Genomic DNA, 14,019 nt, shown 5'->3' with positions numbered 1-14,019 from the left:
CTCTTCCGATCTGAGCAATGATGCCGAGGTCGGTTCCCATCTCCTCGCCGGGCTGGACGAGGAACTCGCGGTCGCCGCGCACGAGGAGAACCGGCGACCGATCGGACGGCGCAGCCGTCCCGCTGGGAGAATCGCTCACGCGTATTCCCCTCGCTGCACGGGTCGGCTCACTCGAGGTCCTCGACCGCCGCGGCGAGGTCGCCGTCGTTCTCCTCGAGTGCGGTTCGAGCCTCGTCCTCGCTGACATCGGCTCGCATCGCGACGATCTCGACGTCGTCGTCTGGGATGGACGAGCCATCGCCGTCGGTGTCGGCGTCGGCGTCGCCGCCGGCACCGCCGGCCGAGCCGGACTCGACCTGTTCCGGCGAGCCGATGATCTGGTAGGTCTCCTGGCCGCGAGCATCGATCTTGGTGACTTCGGCGTCGTTGAAGACGAGATCGTACTCGTCGGTGCGAATGATTACCTCCTCGGCGTCGACATCCTCGGCGTCGATCCCCATCTGCTGCATCATCTGTTCCATCTTGCGCGGATTGAGTCCGCCGCCTCCTCCGAACATACCCGACACGTCGCCACCCGCGACCTTTTACTTTGTCGTTCCACCTGCGAACCGTCCGTTCCCGTCACTGCGCCCGCTCGCGCACCGACAGTGCCGACGATCGATGCCAGTATCGATACCGACCGCCAGTTCGCCTCCACCAGAGCGATACGTTCAATCACCAGGGTCCCATCAGGGACCCCATGGACGCTGAACTCGGCTCCCTGCTCGAACTGCTCGAGTTGAAAGACGAGACACGGACGGGATGGGACCTTCGCGGCGTCGAATCGCCGGAGTCGGTCGCAGCGCACACGTGGGGCACGGCGATGCTGTGCCTGCTGTACGCCGACCGTGCGGGTGAGGCGGTCGACCGCGAGCGAGCGGTTGCGATGGCCGTCGTCCACGACGCCGCGGAGGCGCGAACGGGCGACGTTGCAACCAGAGCGACGGCGGACGACCAACGAATCACCGCAGAGACGAAAGAAACGATAGAACGGGATGCAATCGGCGACCTTCTCGACCCGTTTCAGGACGACGAGCCGTGTCACCTGTGGGAGGAGTACGAAGAACGCGAGACGCCGGTCTCTCGGTTCGTCAAGGACATGGACCTGGTAGATAACTGCCTCCAGGCGCTCACGTACGAGCGCGCGAATCGATACGACGGAAGCGATCCGACCGACGAGTTCAACGAGTTCGACGATCTCGACGAGTTCTTCGCGACGGCCGCGCCGCGACTGCGGACGCCGATCGGCGAATCGTTGTTCGAGGCGATCAAAGAGCGATACGAACGAGAGATCGGGCGGGAGTGCCAGCTCTGACGGGTCGAAGGGGCCCACAACCGAACGAAAGGGATTACTCGACCCGGCGGCGGATGGTCCGAATACGATCGTGGCGGCGGGAGACCGCCGGATCTGCGGCAGGCGGAAATACAATGACACGACAGCGAAACACTACCGACGACAGCGGAGAGCAAACGGGAATCGGAGACGACCTCGATCCGGTCAAGCGAGAGATCATGGAGGCGACCTACCGGGCGCTTAGCACCCACGGCTACGGTGATCTCACGATACAGACTATCGCCGACGAGTTCGACAACAGCAAATCGCTGCTGTACTACCACTACGACGGCAAAGACGAGTTACTGCTTGACTTTCTGGACTACGCACTCGGACAGTTCCTCACCGAGATTCAGGTCAGCGACGACGCCCCGGACGAGCAACTCCGGACGCTCATCGACACGCTCGTTCCAGAAACGCTGCCGGACAACCCCTATCGGGTGCAACTCGCGATGTTCGAACTCCGCGTGAACGCACCACACGACGCTGACGCCCGAACCCAGTACCTGAAAGCCGACCGCGAACTGAAAGCGCTACTCCGGTCGATCATCGAGCGCGGCATCACGTCCGGCGAGTTCGTGCCCGTTGATCCCGATCTCGAGGCTGAACTCTTCCTCTCGTTGCTTACTGGCACTCGAACGCGCCGACTCACGGCGAACGACGAGTTCTCGATCGAGACGGCTCGCGCCGCGCTGTTGACTCAGATACGCCGGTTGAAAGTGGACGATGCTGCGCCGGCATCGCCGACGGCAGCGACTCCCGACAGCGACGGGACCTGAACTCGAGCGTGCCAACGAATCGTTGATGACCGACTTGATCGGGCGTGGACCAGAAGGATGTCATAGAACGATTCGCATAGTGTTTTTACCCCTATCTGAACTGAATTAATAGTTCACTACAGATGCGAACAAAACGGAAGAACACGATTTCCCTCAGCTATTAGTGAGCAAGGTTTGATAAAACGCCTATGGAACGGTTGTACATCTATAACAGCGCTCTTGCAGTAATTGGACTGTCTCTTGGGTTCCCAGCAGTGCGATCGCTCATTTCTGGCGACCAGAGTATACCGATACTGCTTATGGCAGTCGGTGGGTGTGGGATGATTGTCAGTGCTGGCTACGAATCACTCCAAACCGACCCTGACGAGTTTAAAATCTCTGTTGCCGCCCTCTTTGCGTTAGTTGGTGCCGCCTGTCTGAGTCTTCTCGGAACTGTTCTCTCCGCAGTGTCTGGTATCTGAGTGCCCTGTACTTATCGCCCGGCGGGGAGTCGCGGAGAAGGTATGTGAACCGTTCTATATTACCCTCCGGTTGCGGACCATTAGCTGTTATCGAGGAGCCTTCTACGACTCGAGTTCGGGACACCGATCGACACCGGTTTGAAAATTCGTTCAATATAAAAATAATCCGGCGCGCTTACGGGACGACGGGCGACTCGAGTTCACCGCCGACAACGTCGTCACCGGCAACGCCACCGCACCGATTACTGAACTCGATGAAGCGCAGTGGGGCCGCGTCGTCGAGACCAAGCAAAAGGCACCCCGCTCGGATTACAACACGAAACACCGGCAGTTCTCGAGAGCGGTAGCGGTGCGATTCGCTGGCTGTGTTCGACCCATATTGCGTTCGTGACCGGACACGCCCCGCCGTCCGACGGCGAAACGGTGTCGGAGTTACGTCGCGAGCAGTCCGCCGTCGATCGGCAGCGAGTGGCCGTTGATAAACGACGCCTCGTCCGATGCCAACCAGGCGACGGCGTCTGCGACTTCCGCCGGCGTCGCCATTCGGCCGAGCGGTTGGTCAGCGGTCAACTGGTCGATCGCGCCAGGGTGCTCCTCGAGACTTCGCTCGACCATCGGCGTTTTGACCACGCCGGGACAGATCGCGTTCACGCGAACGCCATCGTCAGCGTACTGGATCGCGGCCGACTTGCTCAATCCGACGACGGCGTGCTTGCTCGCGACGTACGGTGCGGTTCCGTCCGCGACGAGTCCGGCGATCGACGACGTGTTCACGATACTTCCGCCGCCGCTCTCGATGAGCGCCGGAATCTCGTGTTTCAATCCCAGCCAGACCCCGGTGAGATTGATATCCAGCACGTGGTGCCACTGCGCCGACTCGAGTTCAGTGAGTGGGGCCGTCTCCCCTTCGATGCCGGCGTTGTTGTGTGCGATATCGAGGCTCCCAAACTCGTTGATGGCAATCTCAACCATCCGTTCGACATCGTCTTCGTCGGTGACGTCAACGTCGACAAAGACGGCGTCGCCGCCTCTATCTTCGATTCGGTCGACCGTCTCGTGGCCGCCAGCAGCGTCAATGTCGGCGACGACGACTGCTGCACCTGCCGTTGCGAGCCGTTCTGCGGATGCCCGGCCGATGCCGGACCCAGCACCGGTGACGATCGCAGTCTCGTTCGTGAACTCTGCTTCCATTATATGACTGAACGTTTAGTTAATACATGGTCCTTTTGGTGTCGGCGAGTCGGCACCGCGACGAACTCGTCACACGTCGTGGGGAGTTCGAATCGCACGTCGTGCGAGCGGTCGCTCGAGTTCGAGAGCGATAGCGATAGCGAGAAAGAGAGAGGGAGGGGTGGGAGCGTGCGACGTGACAGTCAGAGCAGTAGCGTGGCTGTTCGGGTCAGGTTCGGAACGAGACAGAGAGACAGAAGAACTCGTGTGATCGTGTGCTGTTCGTATGATTGTGCCCGTCGTCGTTTCGAGGACGACGGTTATTCCGCGGCCGGTGCGCCCTCTCGGACGTTCACGGCCATTCCGGTTTCGAAGTCCTCGATGGCGGCGGCGTCGAGTTCGGCGCGGCCGACGGCGAGGACCTCGCCGCGTTCGTGGACGACGAGGACTTCGTCGCCGGGTCGAATGTCCGGGCCAGTCTCGCGGACGAACTTGGCGAAGACGTTCTTTTCGTCGCGGACGAACGGTTCGCTCTCGTCGTCGACGACGACGCGATAGGCGGGGTGTTCGAGTGCGCCATCCAGTCGTCGACCGCCCTCAAGACCGAGGGTGAAGCGGCCGTCAATTCCGAAGGAGACGATACGACCGGCTTCGGTGTGGACTTGCTGTGGTCGGCCGGAGGAGGTTCGTTTGACGGTGAGTGAGTCGGCGGGNGGTGAAGCGGCCGTCAATTCCGAAGGAGACGATACGACCGGCTTCGGTGTGGACTTGCTGTGGTCGGCCGGAGGAGGTTCGTTTGACGGTGAGTGAGTCGGCGGGTGGAAAGAGCGCCGTGCCTGCGCCCGCGCCGAACTGGTAGTCCGCGATGGTCCGAAGCGTCGAGAGGCCCGCGTTCCCGTCGGCTGGCTCGCTCATTGGAGGGGGTTTCGTGTGTCGAGTCGAAAGCCCTTCGATCGTCGCTGTCGGGCCGAGGTGAAAGGTGTCCTGACGGTAATCAGGGCTATTATATACATCGGTTTGGTAGTAGGCCGTGAATGGACGTCGTACAGATCGTTCTCGGAACCGTCCTCCTCGCGGTCAGCGGGTTGGTTCTTGCCGGCCCGTCGATCCTGCAGACGAGCGCCGGCGGGTATCCCGTGGCTCTCTTTGTATCGGGGCTGGCGCTGGTGCTTGGAGCGGTTGCGGTTGCTATCGATTTCGCGCGGACGGCAACGCCGTCGTAACGATTGCGTGGCACGTTCGTGGCGCGGGTGCCGGGAAAACGGATCCACATAGCACAAGAGCCACGGAGTCACAGAGGCGGAGATAGCGTGCCGGTCAGAGCAGGAACGTCTCGTGGCGGTCGCCCAAATCGAGGAACGTATCGGATGCGTCGATCAGTTCGTCAGCCGTGGAGGATTCGAACGCCATGACTTCGACGCGGACGCCCTCGTGACCAAGGTGCGAGCAGAGTCGTGAGAAGTCACCGTCACCGGTACACAGCACCATCGTGTCGACGTGGTTGGCGAGCGTTACGGCGTCGAGGCTCATCCCGACGTCCCAGTCGGCCTTTTTCGTGCCGTCGGAGAACGTCTTGATGTCCTTGATTTTCGTCTCGAAGCCGATATCGACGAGGGCATCGAAGAAACTCTCCTCCTCCGGTGCGTCCGCACGGATGACGTAAGCGATCGCACGGGTGAGCTGTCGATCCTGGATGGCCTTCGAGAGGAGCGCAGAGTAGTCGATATTGCGGCTGTGGAGGCTCTGTGCGGAGTGATAGAGGTTCTGGGCGTCGACGAGAACGGCGACGCGCTGGTCGGGATGGATATCGGTCACAACTACTGGTGGGCCGTGCAGCCTAAAAAATCGCGTCGTTCGTGGGCCAGCAGACGAGTAAGTGCGACGGAGATACCGAACAGTGTGCCTGATCGCTACTGTCGGAGTTTCTCGAGGCGCTTTTCCATCGGCGGATGCGTCGCAAACAGCCGTTCGAGCAATCCGCGGTCCGCGTTGAAGATACACAGCGCGCTCACGCTGTCGTCGAGCGTCGACTCGCGGCCCTCTGCACCCGAGGAAATCTTTTCGAGCGCGCGGGCGAGCGGTTCGCCGCTACCGATGTACTGCCGGGCGTCCTCGTCGGCGACGTACTCGCGGTACCGCGAGATGGCGAGAACGAAGACCATGACGAACATCTGTGCGATGTTCGAGATAATCATCCCGACGAAGATGCTCCCGATGCTACGGTCATCGCCCATCATGTAGACCATATAGGCGACCCAGCCGACCATCATCCCGATCGACTGCCCGACGACCATCGTCACGACGTCGCGGTTCTTGATGTGGGCGAGTTCGTGTGCGATGACGCCCTCGAGTTCGTCGCGCCGGAGGAGGCTCATGAGTTCGGCCGAGACGACGACGGTGCCGTTGCCCTTGCGGCCGGTTGCGAAGGCGTTGGGGACGCCCATCTGCTGGACCATCAGCGTGGGTTTCTCAATGCCCATATCCCGGCTGAGGGATTCGGTCATCCGATGGATCTCCTGATACTGGCCTTCCTCGGGCATCTCCTCGGCACCTCTGGTCGCCGACCAGGTGCCGATCTTGTACTGAATGAACGGGAGGACGAGCAGGCCGAGCAGAACGAGCGGCCACGCCTTCGTCCCAAACATCGCCAGGCCGAAGAGGCCGACGACCATGTAAAAGGCGAACAGGATCGAGCCGACGATCGCCATCCGCACCTTCAGACCGAAGTCTGTCATGGTCGCCTGTAAGTAATGCGACGGGATAAGTTTCGCGAAAAAGTATGTCCATCGGTAGCAGGGATCTATCGCGGCTAATAGGGTCGTGAACACAATCGATAAGGTGTCGCAGGCCAGTCAGTCGTGTATGCGTCTCGTCGCTCGCCCGGCTGTCGCAGCTGCCGTGAGCGACGGCAACGCTCGTTTTTCGACCTTGTCGAAATCGAAACCGAAACGCGTGTGAGTGTGCTCGTGGCGGCGTGGCATCCCGTCTCGGGCACGGTTCGACGGCACGCGACGGATCGCGAACCCGGTGATCGAGACGGAGTGCGATCGGTTACCGCAGTGATTCGAGGCGACGACTCGACACACAGAAAGAGACGACACAGCGACACCTCACAGCACACACCGAACCCATGTCAACACAGTTCAACCTTTCCGGCGTCTTCCCGGCAATGTGTACGCCGTTCGACGAAGACGAACGAATCGATTTCGAAACGCTCCAGCAGGACGCACAGCGACTCGAGGCCGCGGGCGTCGACGGTCTCGTTCCCGTCGGGTCGACCGGCGAATCCGCGACGCTGACCCACGAGGAACACGTCCGCGTTGTCGAAGCCGTCATCGAGGCCGTCGACGACGTGCCCGTCATCGCGGGCTCCGGGTCGAACAACACCCGCGAGGCGCTCGAACTCTCCGAACGCTCGGCCGACGCCGGTGCGGACGGCTTGCTCCTTATCTCGCCGTACTACAACAAGCCCGAACAGCGCGGCCTGATCGAGCACTACCGCACGATCGCCGACGCGGTCGACCTTCCGCAGATCGTCTACAACGTCCCCTCGCGGACGGGTCGATCGATCGACCCCGACACCGCCGTCTCCCTCGCGAGCCACGACAATATCGCCGGCTACAAGGCTGCGAGCGGCGACCTCGGACAGATCGGCGAAATAGCAGAGCGCACGCGCGAAGACGAGTTCAGCGTGCTCTCGGGCGACGACGCGCTGACCCTTCCGACCCTCTCGGTCGGCGGCACCGGGACGATCAGCGTCGCCGCGAATATCGAGCCCGAACGGACCTGCGCGATGGTCGGCGCGGCGCTTGACGGCGACTACACACGCGCACGAGAGATCCACCACGAACTCGGGCCGCTGTTCCGCGACCTGTTCGTCGAGACGAACCCGATTCCGGTCAAGGAGGCGATGCAGATTCGCGGGTACGGCCCCGCACGGATGCGCCCGCCGCTGTCCCGACTCTCTGAGGAGCACCGCGACGAACTCGAAGCGGTGCTCGCCGAACTCGAGCGCGAGACGACGGTGGCCGACGCGGAATCGGAACCGGAGTCGGAGTCGGAGTCGGAGTCAGAGTCGGAATCGGAACCGGGAGGCGATCGATGACGGCCACGACTCGAATCGGCGTCACCGGCGCGACCGGCCGGATGGGCCGTGAAGTGATTGCCGCGGTCGCAGATCGCGACGACTGCGAGGTGGCGTTCGCGGTCAACCGGGAGCCCGATGGCGAGACAGTCGACGGCATCGCGGTCGACCCCGCGTCCGAGTTCGGGTCGCTGCTGGCCGCACACGAACCGCAGGCGGTGATCGACTTCACCGGCCCCGAATCGGCGACCGAGTACGTCCGAGCCTGCGCGGACGCCAAAGTCGCGTTCGTCACCGGCACGACCGGCTTCGACGACGACCAGCTCGCTGCGCTCGAAGACGCGGCCGGCGAGATTCCGGTCCTCCGCGCGCCGAACTTCGCTCGGGGCGTTCAGGCGCTCGTGAACGTCATCGGCGACGCCGTCAAGAGCCTGCCGGGCTACGACGTTGAACTCGTCGAGACTCACCACAACGCGAAGCGGGACGCCCCGAGCGGGACCGCCAATCGGCTCCTTTCCGAAATCGAGGCCAACGGCGAGTTCAGTGGGCGCGCGCACGGTCGCGAGGGGGAGGCCCCTCGCGAGGCGGGCGAGATCGGCGTCCATGCGCTCCGTGCGGGCGACATCACTGGCGAGCACGAGATCCTGCTTGCGGGGAATCACGAGGAGGTTCGCCTGACCCACCGCGCCGAGGATCGGGGCGTCTTCGCCGCCGGCGCAGTCGACGCGGCGGCCTGGATCGCCGGACAGAAGGCGGGAAGCTACGACTTTGCGGATGTGATCGACGAATGAGTGCACTCGAAACCGAAATCGACGACCTGTGGACACAGTACGACAACGATGAACTCGACGCCGACAGCGCCGGCGAGGATGCCGTCGCGACGCTCGATGCGTTTCTCGACGCGCTCGAGGAGGGCGAGATCCGCGCGGCCGAAAAGCGATCGACCGGGAACGGCAAGTGGGAAGCAAACGCCTGGGTCAAGCAGGGCATCCTGCTTAACTTCGGCCTGCGAGCGACCGAACCCCGCGAGTACGGCGGCGTCACGTACAACGACGTGCTCCCGCTTGCGAACTCGAGCGACTACGCCGCGCGCGGCAGCCGCAACACGCCCGACGGCACCGTCGTCCGCCGCGGCGCGCACATCGGCTTCGACTGCATCCTGATGAGCCCCGCGTTCGTCAACATCGGCGCACACGTCGGCGACGGGACGCTCGTCGACTCCTGCGATACGGTAGGCTCCTGTGCTCAGATCGGCGCGAACGTCAAACTCGGCGCGAACACCCTTATCGGGGGAGTGCTGGAACCGGTCGAAAACGCGCCCGTCATCATCGAGGACGACGTCTCGCTCGGGGCCGGCTGTCGCGTCACGAGCGGGTTCGTCGTCGGCGAGAACAGCGTCGTCGGCGAGAACACCCTTCTGACGCCGCGCATCCCGGTCTACGACCTCGTCGAGGAGGAGGTCATCTACGGCGAACTACCCGCGGACCGGCGCGCGTTCACGCGATTCGTCGAATCCTCGGTCAGCGATCACGACCTCTTCGAGGGCGGCGCGTACAAGCCCGCCGTCGTCGCCACCGACCTGGAGACGGAGACGCTCGAGGCGACCGAGCGCGAGGACGCGCTGCGGGAATAAGCTCCCGGGACTCTTCTGACCGAACTCGACCGTGATCCGCACCGCCCGCGAGACGAGTTCACTTATGTACTGTCGGTCCGTGAACTCGGTATGGCTTCGCCGCTGGATCTCCCGCCCGTCGGTCTGGGGACGATGGGGATCGACGACCCCGACGTGATCGCGACGGCGCTCGACCTCGGCTACAGGCACCTCGATACGGCCCAGATATACGGGACCGAGGACGTCGTCGGCGAGGGTCTGGCCCGGAGTGCCGTCCCGCGCGAGGACGTGACGATCGCGACGAAAGTCTGGGCCGACAGCCTCGCGCCGGACGACGTCCGCCGGACGACGGCGGAAAGTCTCGACCGCCTGGGGCTCGAGTCGGTTGACCTGCTGTACGTCCACCGCCCCGTCGAAACCTACGACCCCGACGAGACGCTGCCGGCCTTCGACGACCGTCGCGACGCCGGCACCATCCGCGCCGTCGGCGTCAGCAACTTCTCCCGTGCTGAACTCGAGACCGCGCAGGCCGTTCTCGACGCGCCGATCGCGGCTCACCAGGTCGAGTTCCACCCGCTGTTTCAGCCAGACGACCTGCTCGCCCACGCCCGCGAGCACGGCTATCCGCTCGTGGCCTACTCGCCGCTCGCGAACGGTCGCGCGCGGGAGATCGACGCGGTCGTCGATATCGCCGAAAATCACAACGCGACGCCCGAAGCGGTCTGTCTCGCCTGGCTGGCCGCGAAGGAGGGCGTCGTGACGATTCCGAAAGCCAGCAGCGCCGCGCATCTCCGGGCGAATCTCGACGCCCAAGATCTCGAACTCGACCCGGCCGAACGCGAGCGCATCGACGCGATCGAGCGGACCGACGAACTCTTTCCGGAGTGATTCCCGATCGCAACGGGAATCGCGCGGACGAACTCGAGCCGAGCGTTCAAGTCGCCGTGTGGTCAATCAGGTGACGTGAACTGGGAATCGGCCGTCGTGTTCGGACTGTTCGCCGTCGCCTGCGGCCTCGCCGCCGTCCGATCGCGGAGGGAAGGCTGGCCCGTCCGCCGCACGATCGGTGTCAGCGTCTTTTTGGCGGGTGCGGCCGCCGGACTGTTTCTCGATGAACTCGTACCTATCCCCTCGATTCTCGCCCCGTGGATCGAACCGATCGCCGCCAGCGTGATGGGCGTCGGCCTCGTCGTCGCGTGGACGCACGCGGATCACGAACGGACTGACTGATGCCGGCGTGTGGTGGCCGAGAGTAACCGACACCCGGAAACCGGCGTGCGAGACGCGGGCACGAAACCCAAACCCTTGACTCCTCCCGGTCACTTGTGGTGATCAATGACCACCCATGCGGATTCGCCGGCCGTCCGCCGGCTCGCAGACTGGGACCACGATCGACTCGAGTCCCTCGCCGAGGAGTACGACACGCCGCTTTACGTGACCGATCTCGACCGCGTCACGGAGAACTACGCCCGTTTCTCGTCGGCGTTTCCCGACGCCCACGTCATGTACGCCGCGAAGGCTCACACGGGCAAGTCCGTTCTCGAAGCCGTCCTCGAGGCCGGTGGCGACATCGAGTGTGCGGCCTGGGGCGAACTAAAGCGCTCGATCGACGCCGGCGCAGACCCGAACACGCTCCAGTACACCGCCGTCAACCCGCCGGATCACGACCTCGATTACGCGACCGACCTGGCCGAGGACGCGCCGGGGCTGACGATCACCATCGGCGCGATGGACACGCTGGACCGGCTGCAAGCGCGCGGCTACGACGGCCGCATCGCCATCCGCATCAACCCCGGGATCGGCACGGGCCACCACGAGAAGGTCGCCACCGGCGCGGACGCGAAGTTCGGCATCCCCTACGAGCGCGTCCCCGATGTCGCCGACCGCGTCCGCGACGAGTTCGACCTCGTCGGCCTCCATGCCCACGCGGGCAGCGGCGTCCTGACTGAGGGCCTCGAAGAGCACTGTCGGGCCATCGAGCGCGTCGGCGAGATGGCCCGCCGCGTCGGCGACGAAAGCCTGGAATTCGTCGACGTCGGCGGCGGCTACGGCGTTCCCTACCGGGAGGACGACGAGCCGCTGGACCTCGAAAAAACGTCGGAGCTGATCCGCGACGCCGTCGGTGAACTCGACGCCACGCTCAAACTCGAACCGGGTCGGTACATCGTCGCCGACGCGTCGCTCATCCTGAGCGAGGTGAACACGATCAAGGAGGCACCGGAGACGACGGTCGTCGGCGTCGACGCCAGCCTGGCGACGTTGATCCGCCCGGCGATGTTCGGCTCCTACCACCCGATGCTGAACGTCAGCGCTCCCGAGCGCGAGTCCGAACCGGTGACCGTCGGCGGCCCGGTCTGTACCAGCGCGGACGTGTTCGCCCACGACCGGCCGATCGCTCGCCCGGAGCGCGAGGACGTTATCGCCATCGGGAATGCGGGTTCCTACGGCTACGAACTGGCGAGCCAGTTCCACTCCCAGCCCCGGCCGGCGGAGGTCGCACTCGAGGACGGCGAGGCCCGCGTCGTGCGCCGACGGGAGACCCTCGACGACGTGACCCGCGTCGAACGGGAGTAACATGGGCTTCGATATCGCCTCGTTCCACGCCGACGCGGTCCGGATTCCGTCCCATGAGGACGTCGACAAGATGCGCGAGTTCATGCTCGAAACGCTGCGGGAGGCCGGTCACGAGCCGACGGTTGACGACCTCGGGAACGTGCTCGCGACGCGAGGCGGCGAGCGTGACGCCGCCGGCAATGGGCCCCACATCGTCCTCAACACGCACATCGATACGGTACCGCCGCACGTCCCCTACGAGCGCGACGGCGACGTGATCCGGGGCCGCGGAGCCTGCGACGCCAAGGGACCGCTCGCCGCGCTGCTCGCGGCGTTCCTGCGCGTCGAGCCGACCACTGGAACGCTCACGCTGGCGATCACGACCGACGAGGAAACGCTGATGACCGGTGCCGAGGGCCTCCAGGAGCGGCTCTCGGCGGACGGGTACATCGTCGGCGAACCGACGGGCCTCGACGTCTGCATCGCCGCCCGCGGGCAGTGCGAGGGCACTGTGACGATCACGGGCGAGAGCGGCCACGCCGCGAGCGTACCAGCTGACCGTAATCCGATCGCCGCGCTCTCGCACGTGCTCGACGCGCTTCGAGACTACGACGAGGTGGCGGGACCGGGCGAGGACGCGGTGCTCGGGGAACCGAAACTGACGCCGACCGCCCTTGAGGGCGGCGATGCCTCGAACCGCGTCCCCGAGCGCTGCCGACTCACGTTCGACCGGCGCAGCGTCCCGCCGGAGACGAGTTCATCGTTCCGCGATGACCTGGCCGAGTGTCTCGCGGACCGGGTGCAAGCGGAATTCGATGTCGAGATTTCGGTCGAACTCATCCGACCCGACACGCCGTTCCCGCAGGCGTTCGTGACCGACGAGGACGCCGATCTGGTCGGCGCCCTGGCGGCGGCAAGCGGCGGCGCGGTCCGGCCGTTCGGCGCGGCCACCGAGGCCGGCTTCTTCGCGGCCGACGCGCCGACGGTCGTCTTCGGACCGGGCGTGCTCGCCGACGAGGAGGGGGCTGTCGCCCACGCCGAGCGCGAGTACGTCCGCCTCCCGGACATCGAAGCCGCGGCGGACGCACTCGAAGCGACGCTCGCCGAACTCGTCGGCGAGAGGTGCCGCTGAAAGTCAGTGCACACCTGATCGCACAGCCGTCGTGCGAGCGGTGTGTAATTACTGCTTCGCGAGGAGGTACAGCAGCCCGATGAGACAGACGACCGTAATGAGAACGAGACCCGCGGTTGCGATTTCGGGGAACAGTCGCTCAACCATACGCCCGCTTGGGAAGCGACCGGCAAAGGAGTATTGATTCCGCGGATACAACCCGGACGAGTTCACGGTCGGAACGCAGCAACGGCCGTCACGTACTCTCTCAGTCGAACTGCTGTCGGGCAGTGCCGGCGCACCCGCGACCGTCTACGAGCGTGCCGGGAACTCGGTGCAGCAGATCGTCTCAGGCCAGCGGATCGTGTCCGATCTGTTGGAGGAGCCCGAAGAGGTCCACGTTCGCCCACCGTTCCGCGATTTTTCCGTCCGCGATACGAACGACGTGGATGCCCATGATCTCGACGGATTCGCCCGTCGGTTCGATACCCATGAACGGCCCTTCGTGGGTCCCCGTTATCCGCCCCCAGAACGCGACGTAGTCCCCGTCCCGCATGTAGTGTTCGACCTCGAAGTGCAGGTCCGGAAACGTCTCGTGGTAGTTCGAAATGAACGACTTGAACTCGGAGAGCGGTTCCTCTCCGGACCCTGTCGGATCGTGGTACACCTGCTGGTCGGTAAGCACGTCATCCATCGCATCGATGTCCCCGTCGTTCCAGACGACATCGACATACCGCTTTGCGATCGCTTTGTGCTCGTCGTCTACGGACATGAGGGACGGTCATCGGCTACGGCCAAATAGGTAATAGGTTCCACCCTCCGTCGATACGGCGGCGGATACCCACCCGCTTGCGATCGACATCGTCCGTGATTGCGG

16 protein-coding genes and 1 pseudogene are annotated in these 14,019 nt (G+C 64.2%); 11 read left to right on the top strand and 6 right to left on the bottom strand.

Annotation, left to right across the window (positions count from 1 at the left end):
- Positions 1–167 precede the first annotated feature (167 nt).
- A complete protein-coding gene (locus C484_RS12960; protein ID WP_006826374.1) occupies positions 168–557 on the bottom strand; it encodes a nascent polypeptide-associated complex protein in 390 nt (129 codons plus the stop codon).
- A 182-nt stretch (positions 558–739) separates the two neighbouring features.
- On the opposite strand from C484_RS12960, the gene C484_RS12955 reads away from it, so the two are divergent.
- From C484_RS12955 to C484_RS22385, 3 genes are all read left to right on the top strand, one after another.
- Positions 740–1,354, top strand: coding sequence for an HD domain-containing protein (locus C484_RS12955; RefSeq protein WP_006826373.1), 615 nt, complete (start codon positions 740–742; stop codon positions 1,352–1,354).
- Between the two features lie 113 nt (positions 1,355–1,467).
- Positions 1,468–2,151, top strand: coding sequence for a TetR/AcrR family transcriptional regulator (locus C484_RS12950; protein WP_006826372.1), 684 nt, complete (start codon positions 1,468–1,470; stop codon positions 2,149–2,151).
- Between the two features lie 188 nt (positions 2,152–2,339).
- Positions 2,340–2,612, top strand: coding sequence for a hypothetical protein (locus tag C484_RS22385; RefSeq protein WP_083867342.1), 273 nt, complete (start codon positions 2,340–2,342; stop codon positions 2,610–2,612).
- 432 nt (positions 2,613–3,044) lie between these two features.
- Here C484_RS22385 and C484_RS12945 read toward each other — a convergent pair whose 3' ends face one another.
- Both C484_RS12945 and C484_RS12940 read right to left on the bottom strand, forming a co-directional pair.
- The gene (locus C484_RS12945; RefSeq protein WP_006826371.1) at positions 3,045–3,803 is read right to left on the bottom strand and encodes a glucose 1-dehydrogenase; all 759 of its coding nucleotides are present in this window, start codon (positions 3,801–3,803) and stop codon (positions 3,045–3,047) included.
- Between the two features lie 299 nt (positions 3,804–4,102).
- A pseudogene (locus tag C484_RS12940) lies at positions 4,103–4,697 on the bottom strand (PUA domain-containing protein).
- Between the two features lie 119 nt (positions 4,698–4,816).
- Between C484_RS12940 and C484_RS12935 the strand changes: the two are divergent.
- The gene (locus C484_RS12935) at positions 4,817–5,005 is read left to right on the top strand and encodes a hypothetical protein (RefSeq protein WP_006826370.1); all 189 of its coding nucleotides are present in this window, start codon (positions 4,817–4,819) and stop codon (positions 5,003–5,005) included.
- A gap of 94 nt (positions 5,006–5,099) precedes the next feature.
- Here C484_RS12935 and C484_RS12930 read toward each other — a convergent pair whose 3' ends face one another.
- Positions 5,100–5,597 (bottom strand): LabA-like NYN domain-containing protein, encoded by a 498-nt coding sequence (locus C484_RS12930; RefSeq protein WP_006826369.1) that lies wholly within the window; start codon positions 5,595–5,597, stop codon positions 5,100–5,102.
- A gap of 95 nt (positions 5,598–5,692) precedes the next feature.
- Positions 5,693–6,517 (bottom strand): M48 family metallopeptidase, encoded by an 825-nt coding sequence (locus C484_RS12925; protein WP_006826368.1) that lies wholly within the window; start codon positions 6,515–6,517, stop codon positions 5,693–5,695.
- Positions 6,518–6,912: 395 nt separating this feature from the next.
- Here C484_RS12925 and dapA point away from each other — a divergent pair, with 395 nt between their 5' ends.
- The 7 genes from dapA to C484_RS12885 all read left to right on the top strand — a co-directional run bounded on the left by dapA (position 6,913) and on the right by C484_RS12885 (position 13,163).
- On the top strand, positions 6,913–7,887 hold the full coding sequence (dapA, locus tag C484_RS12915; RefSeq protein WP_006826366.1) for a 4-hydroxy-tetrahydrodipicolinate synthase: 975 nt from the start codon (positions 6,913–6,915) through the stop codon (positions 7,885–7,887).
- Positions 7,884–8,657, top strand: coding sequence for a 4-hydroxy-tetrahydrodipicolinate reductase (gene dapB / locus C484_RS12910; RefSeq protein ID WP_006826365.1), 774 nt, complete (start codon positions 7,884–7,886; stop codon positions 8,655–8,657). The genes dapA and dapB overlap by 4 nt, the downstream gene beginning before the upstream one ends.
- A complete protein-coding gene (locus tag C484_RS12905) occupies positions 8,654–9,499 on the top strand; it encodes a 2,3,4,5-tetrahydropyridine-2,6-dicarboxylate N-succinyltransferase (protein ID WP_006826364.1) in 846 nt (281 codons plus the stop codon). The genes dapB and C484_RS12905 overlap by 4 nt, the downstream gene beginning before the upstream one ends.
- A gap of 90 nt (positions 9,500–9,589) precedes the next feature.
- Positions 9,590–10,366, top strand: a complete 777-nt coding sequence (locus C484_RS12900; protein ID WP_006826363.1) for an aldo/keto reductase — start codon at positions 9,590–9,592, stop codon at positions 10,364–10,366.
- A gap of 75 nt (positions 10,367–10,441) precedes the next feature.
- A complete protein-coding gene (locus C484_RS12895) occupies positions 10,442–10,708 on the top strand; it encodes a hypothetical protein (RefSeq protein WP_006826362.1) in 267 nt (88 codons plus the stop codon).
- Positions 10,709–10,813: 105 nt separating this feature from the next.
- On the top strand, positions 10,814–12,052 hold the full coding sequence (lysA, locus tag C484_RS12890) for a diaminopimelate decarboxylase (RefSeq protein ID WP_006826361.1): 1,239 nt from the start codon (positions 10,814–10,816) through the stop codon (positions 12,050–12,052).
- 1 nt (position 12,053) lies between these two features.
- Positions 12,054–13,163 carry a M20 family metallopeptidase gene (locus C484_RS12885; protein ID WP_006826360.1) on the top strand — a complete coding sequence of 370 codons (1,110 nt, stop codon included), beginning with the start codon at positions 12,054–12,056 and terminating at the stop codon, positions 13,161–13,163.
- 328 nt (positions 13,164–13,491) lie between these two features.
- Here C484_RS12885 and C484_RS12880 read toward each other — a convergent pair whose 3' ends face one another.
- The gene (locus C484_RS12880) at positions 13,492–13,914 is read right to left on the bottom strand and encodes an ester cyclase (RefSeq protein WP_006826359.1); all 423 of its coding nucleotides are present in this window, start codon (positions 13,912–13,914) and stop codon (positions 13,492–13,494) included.
- Positions 13,915–14,019: the final 105 nt, after the last annotated feature.

This window comes from Natrialba taiwanensis DSM 12281, assembly GCF_000337595.1.
GTDB lineage: Archaea > Halobacteriota > Halobacteria > Halobacteriales > Natrialbaceae > Natrialba > Natrialba taiwanensis.
The sequence above is the reverse complement of the archived record's forward strand: the minus strand, read 5'-3'. Positions and strand labels throughout refer to the sequence as shown.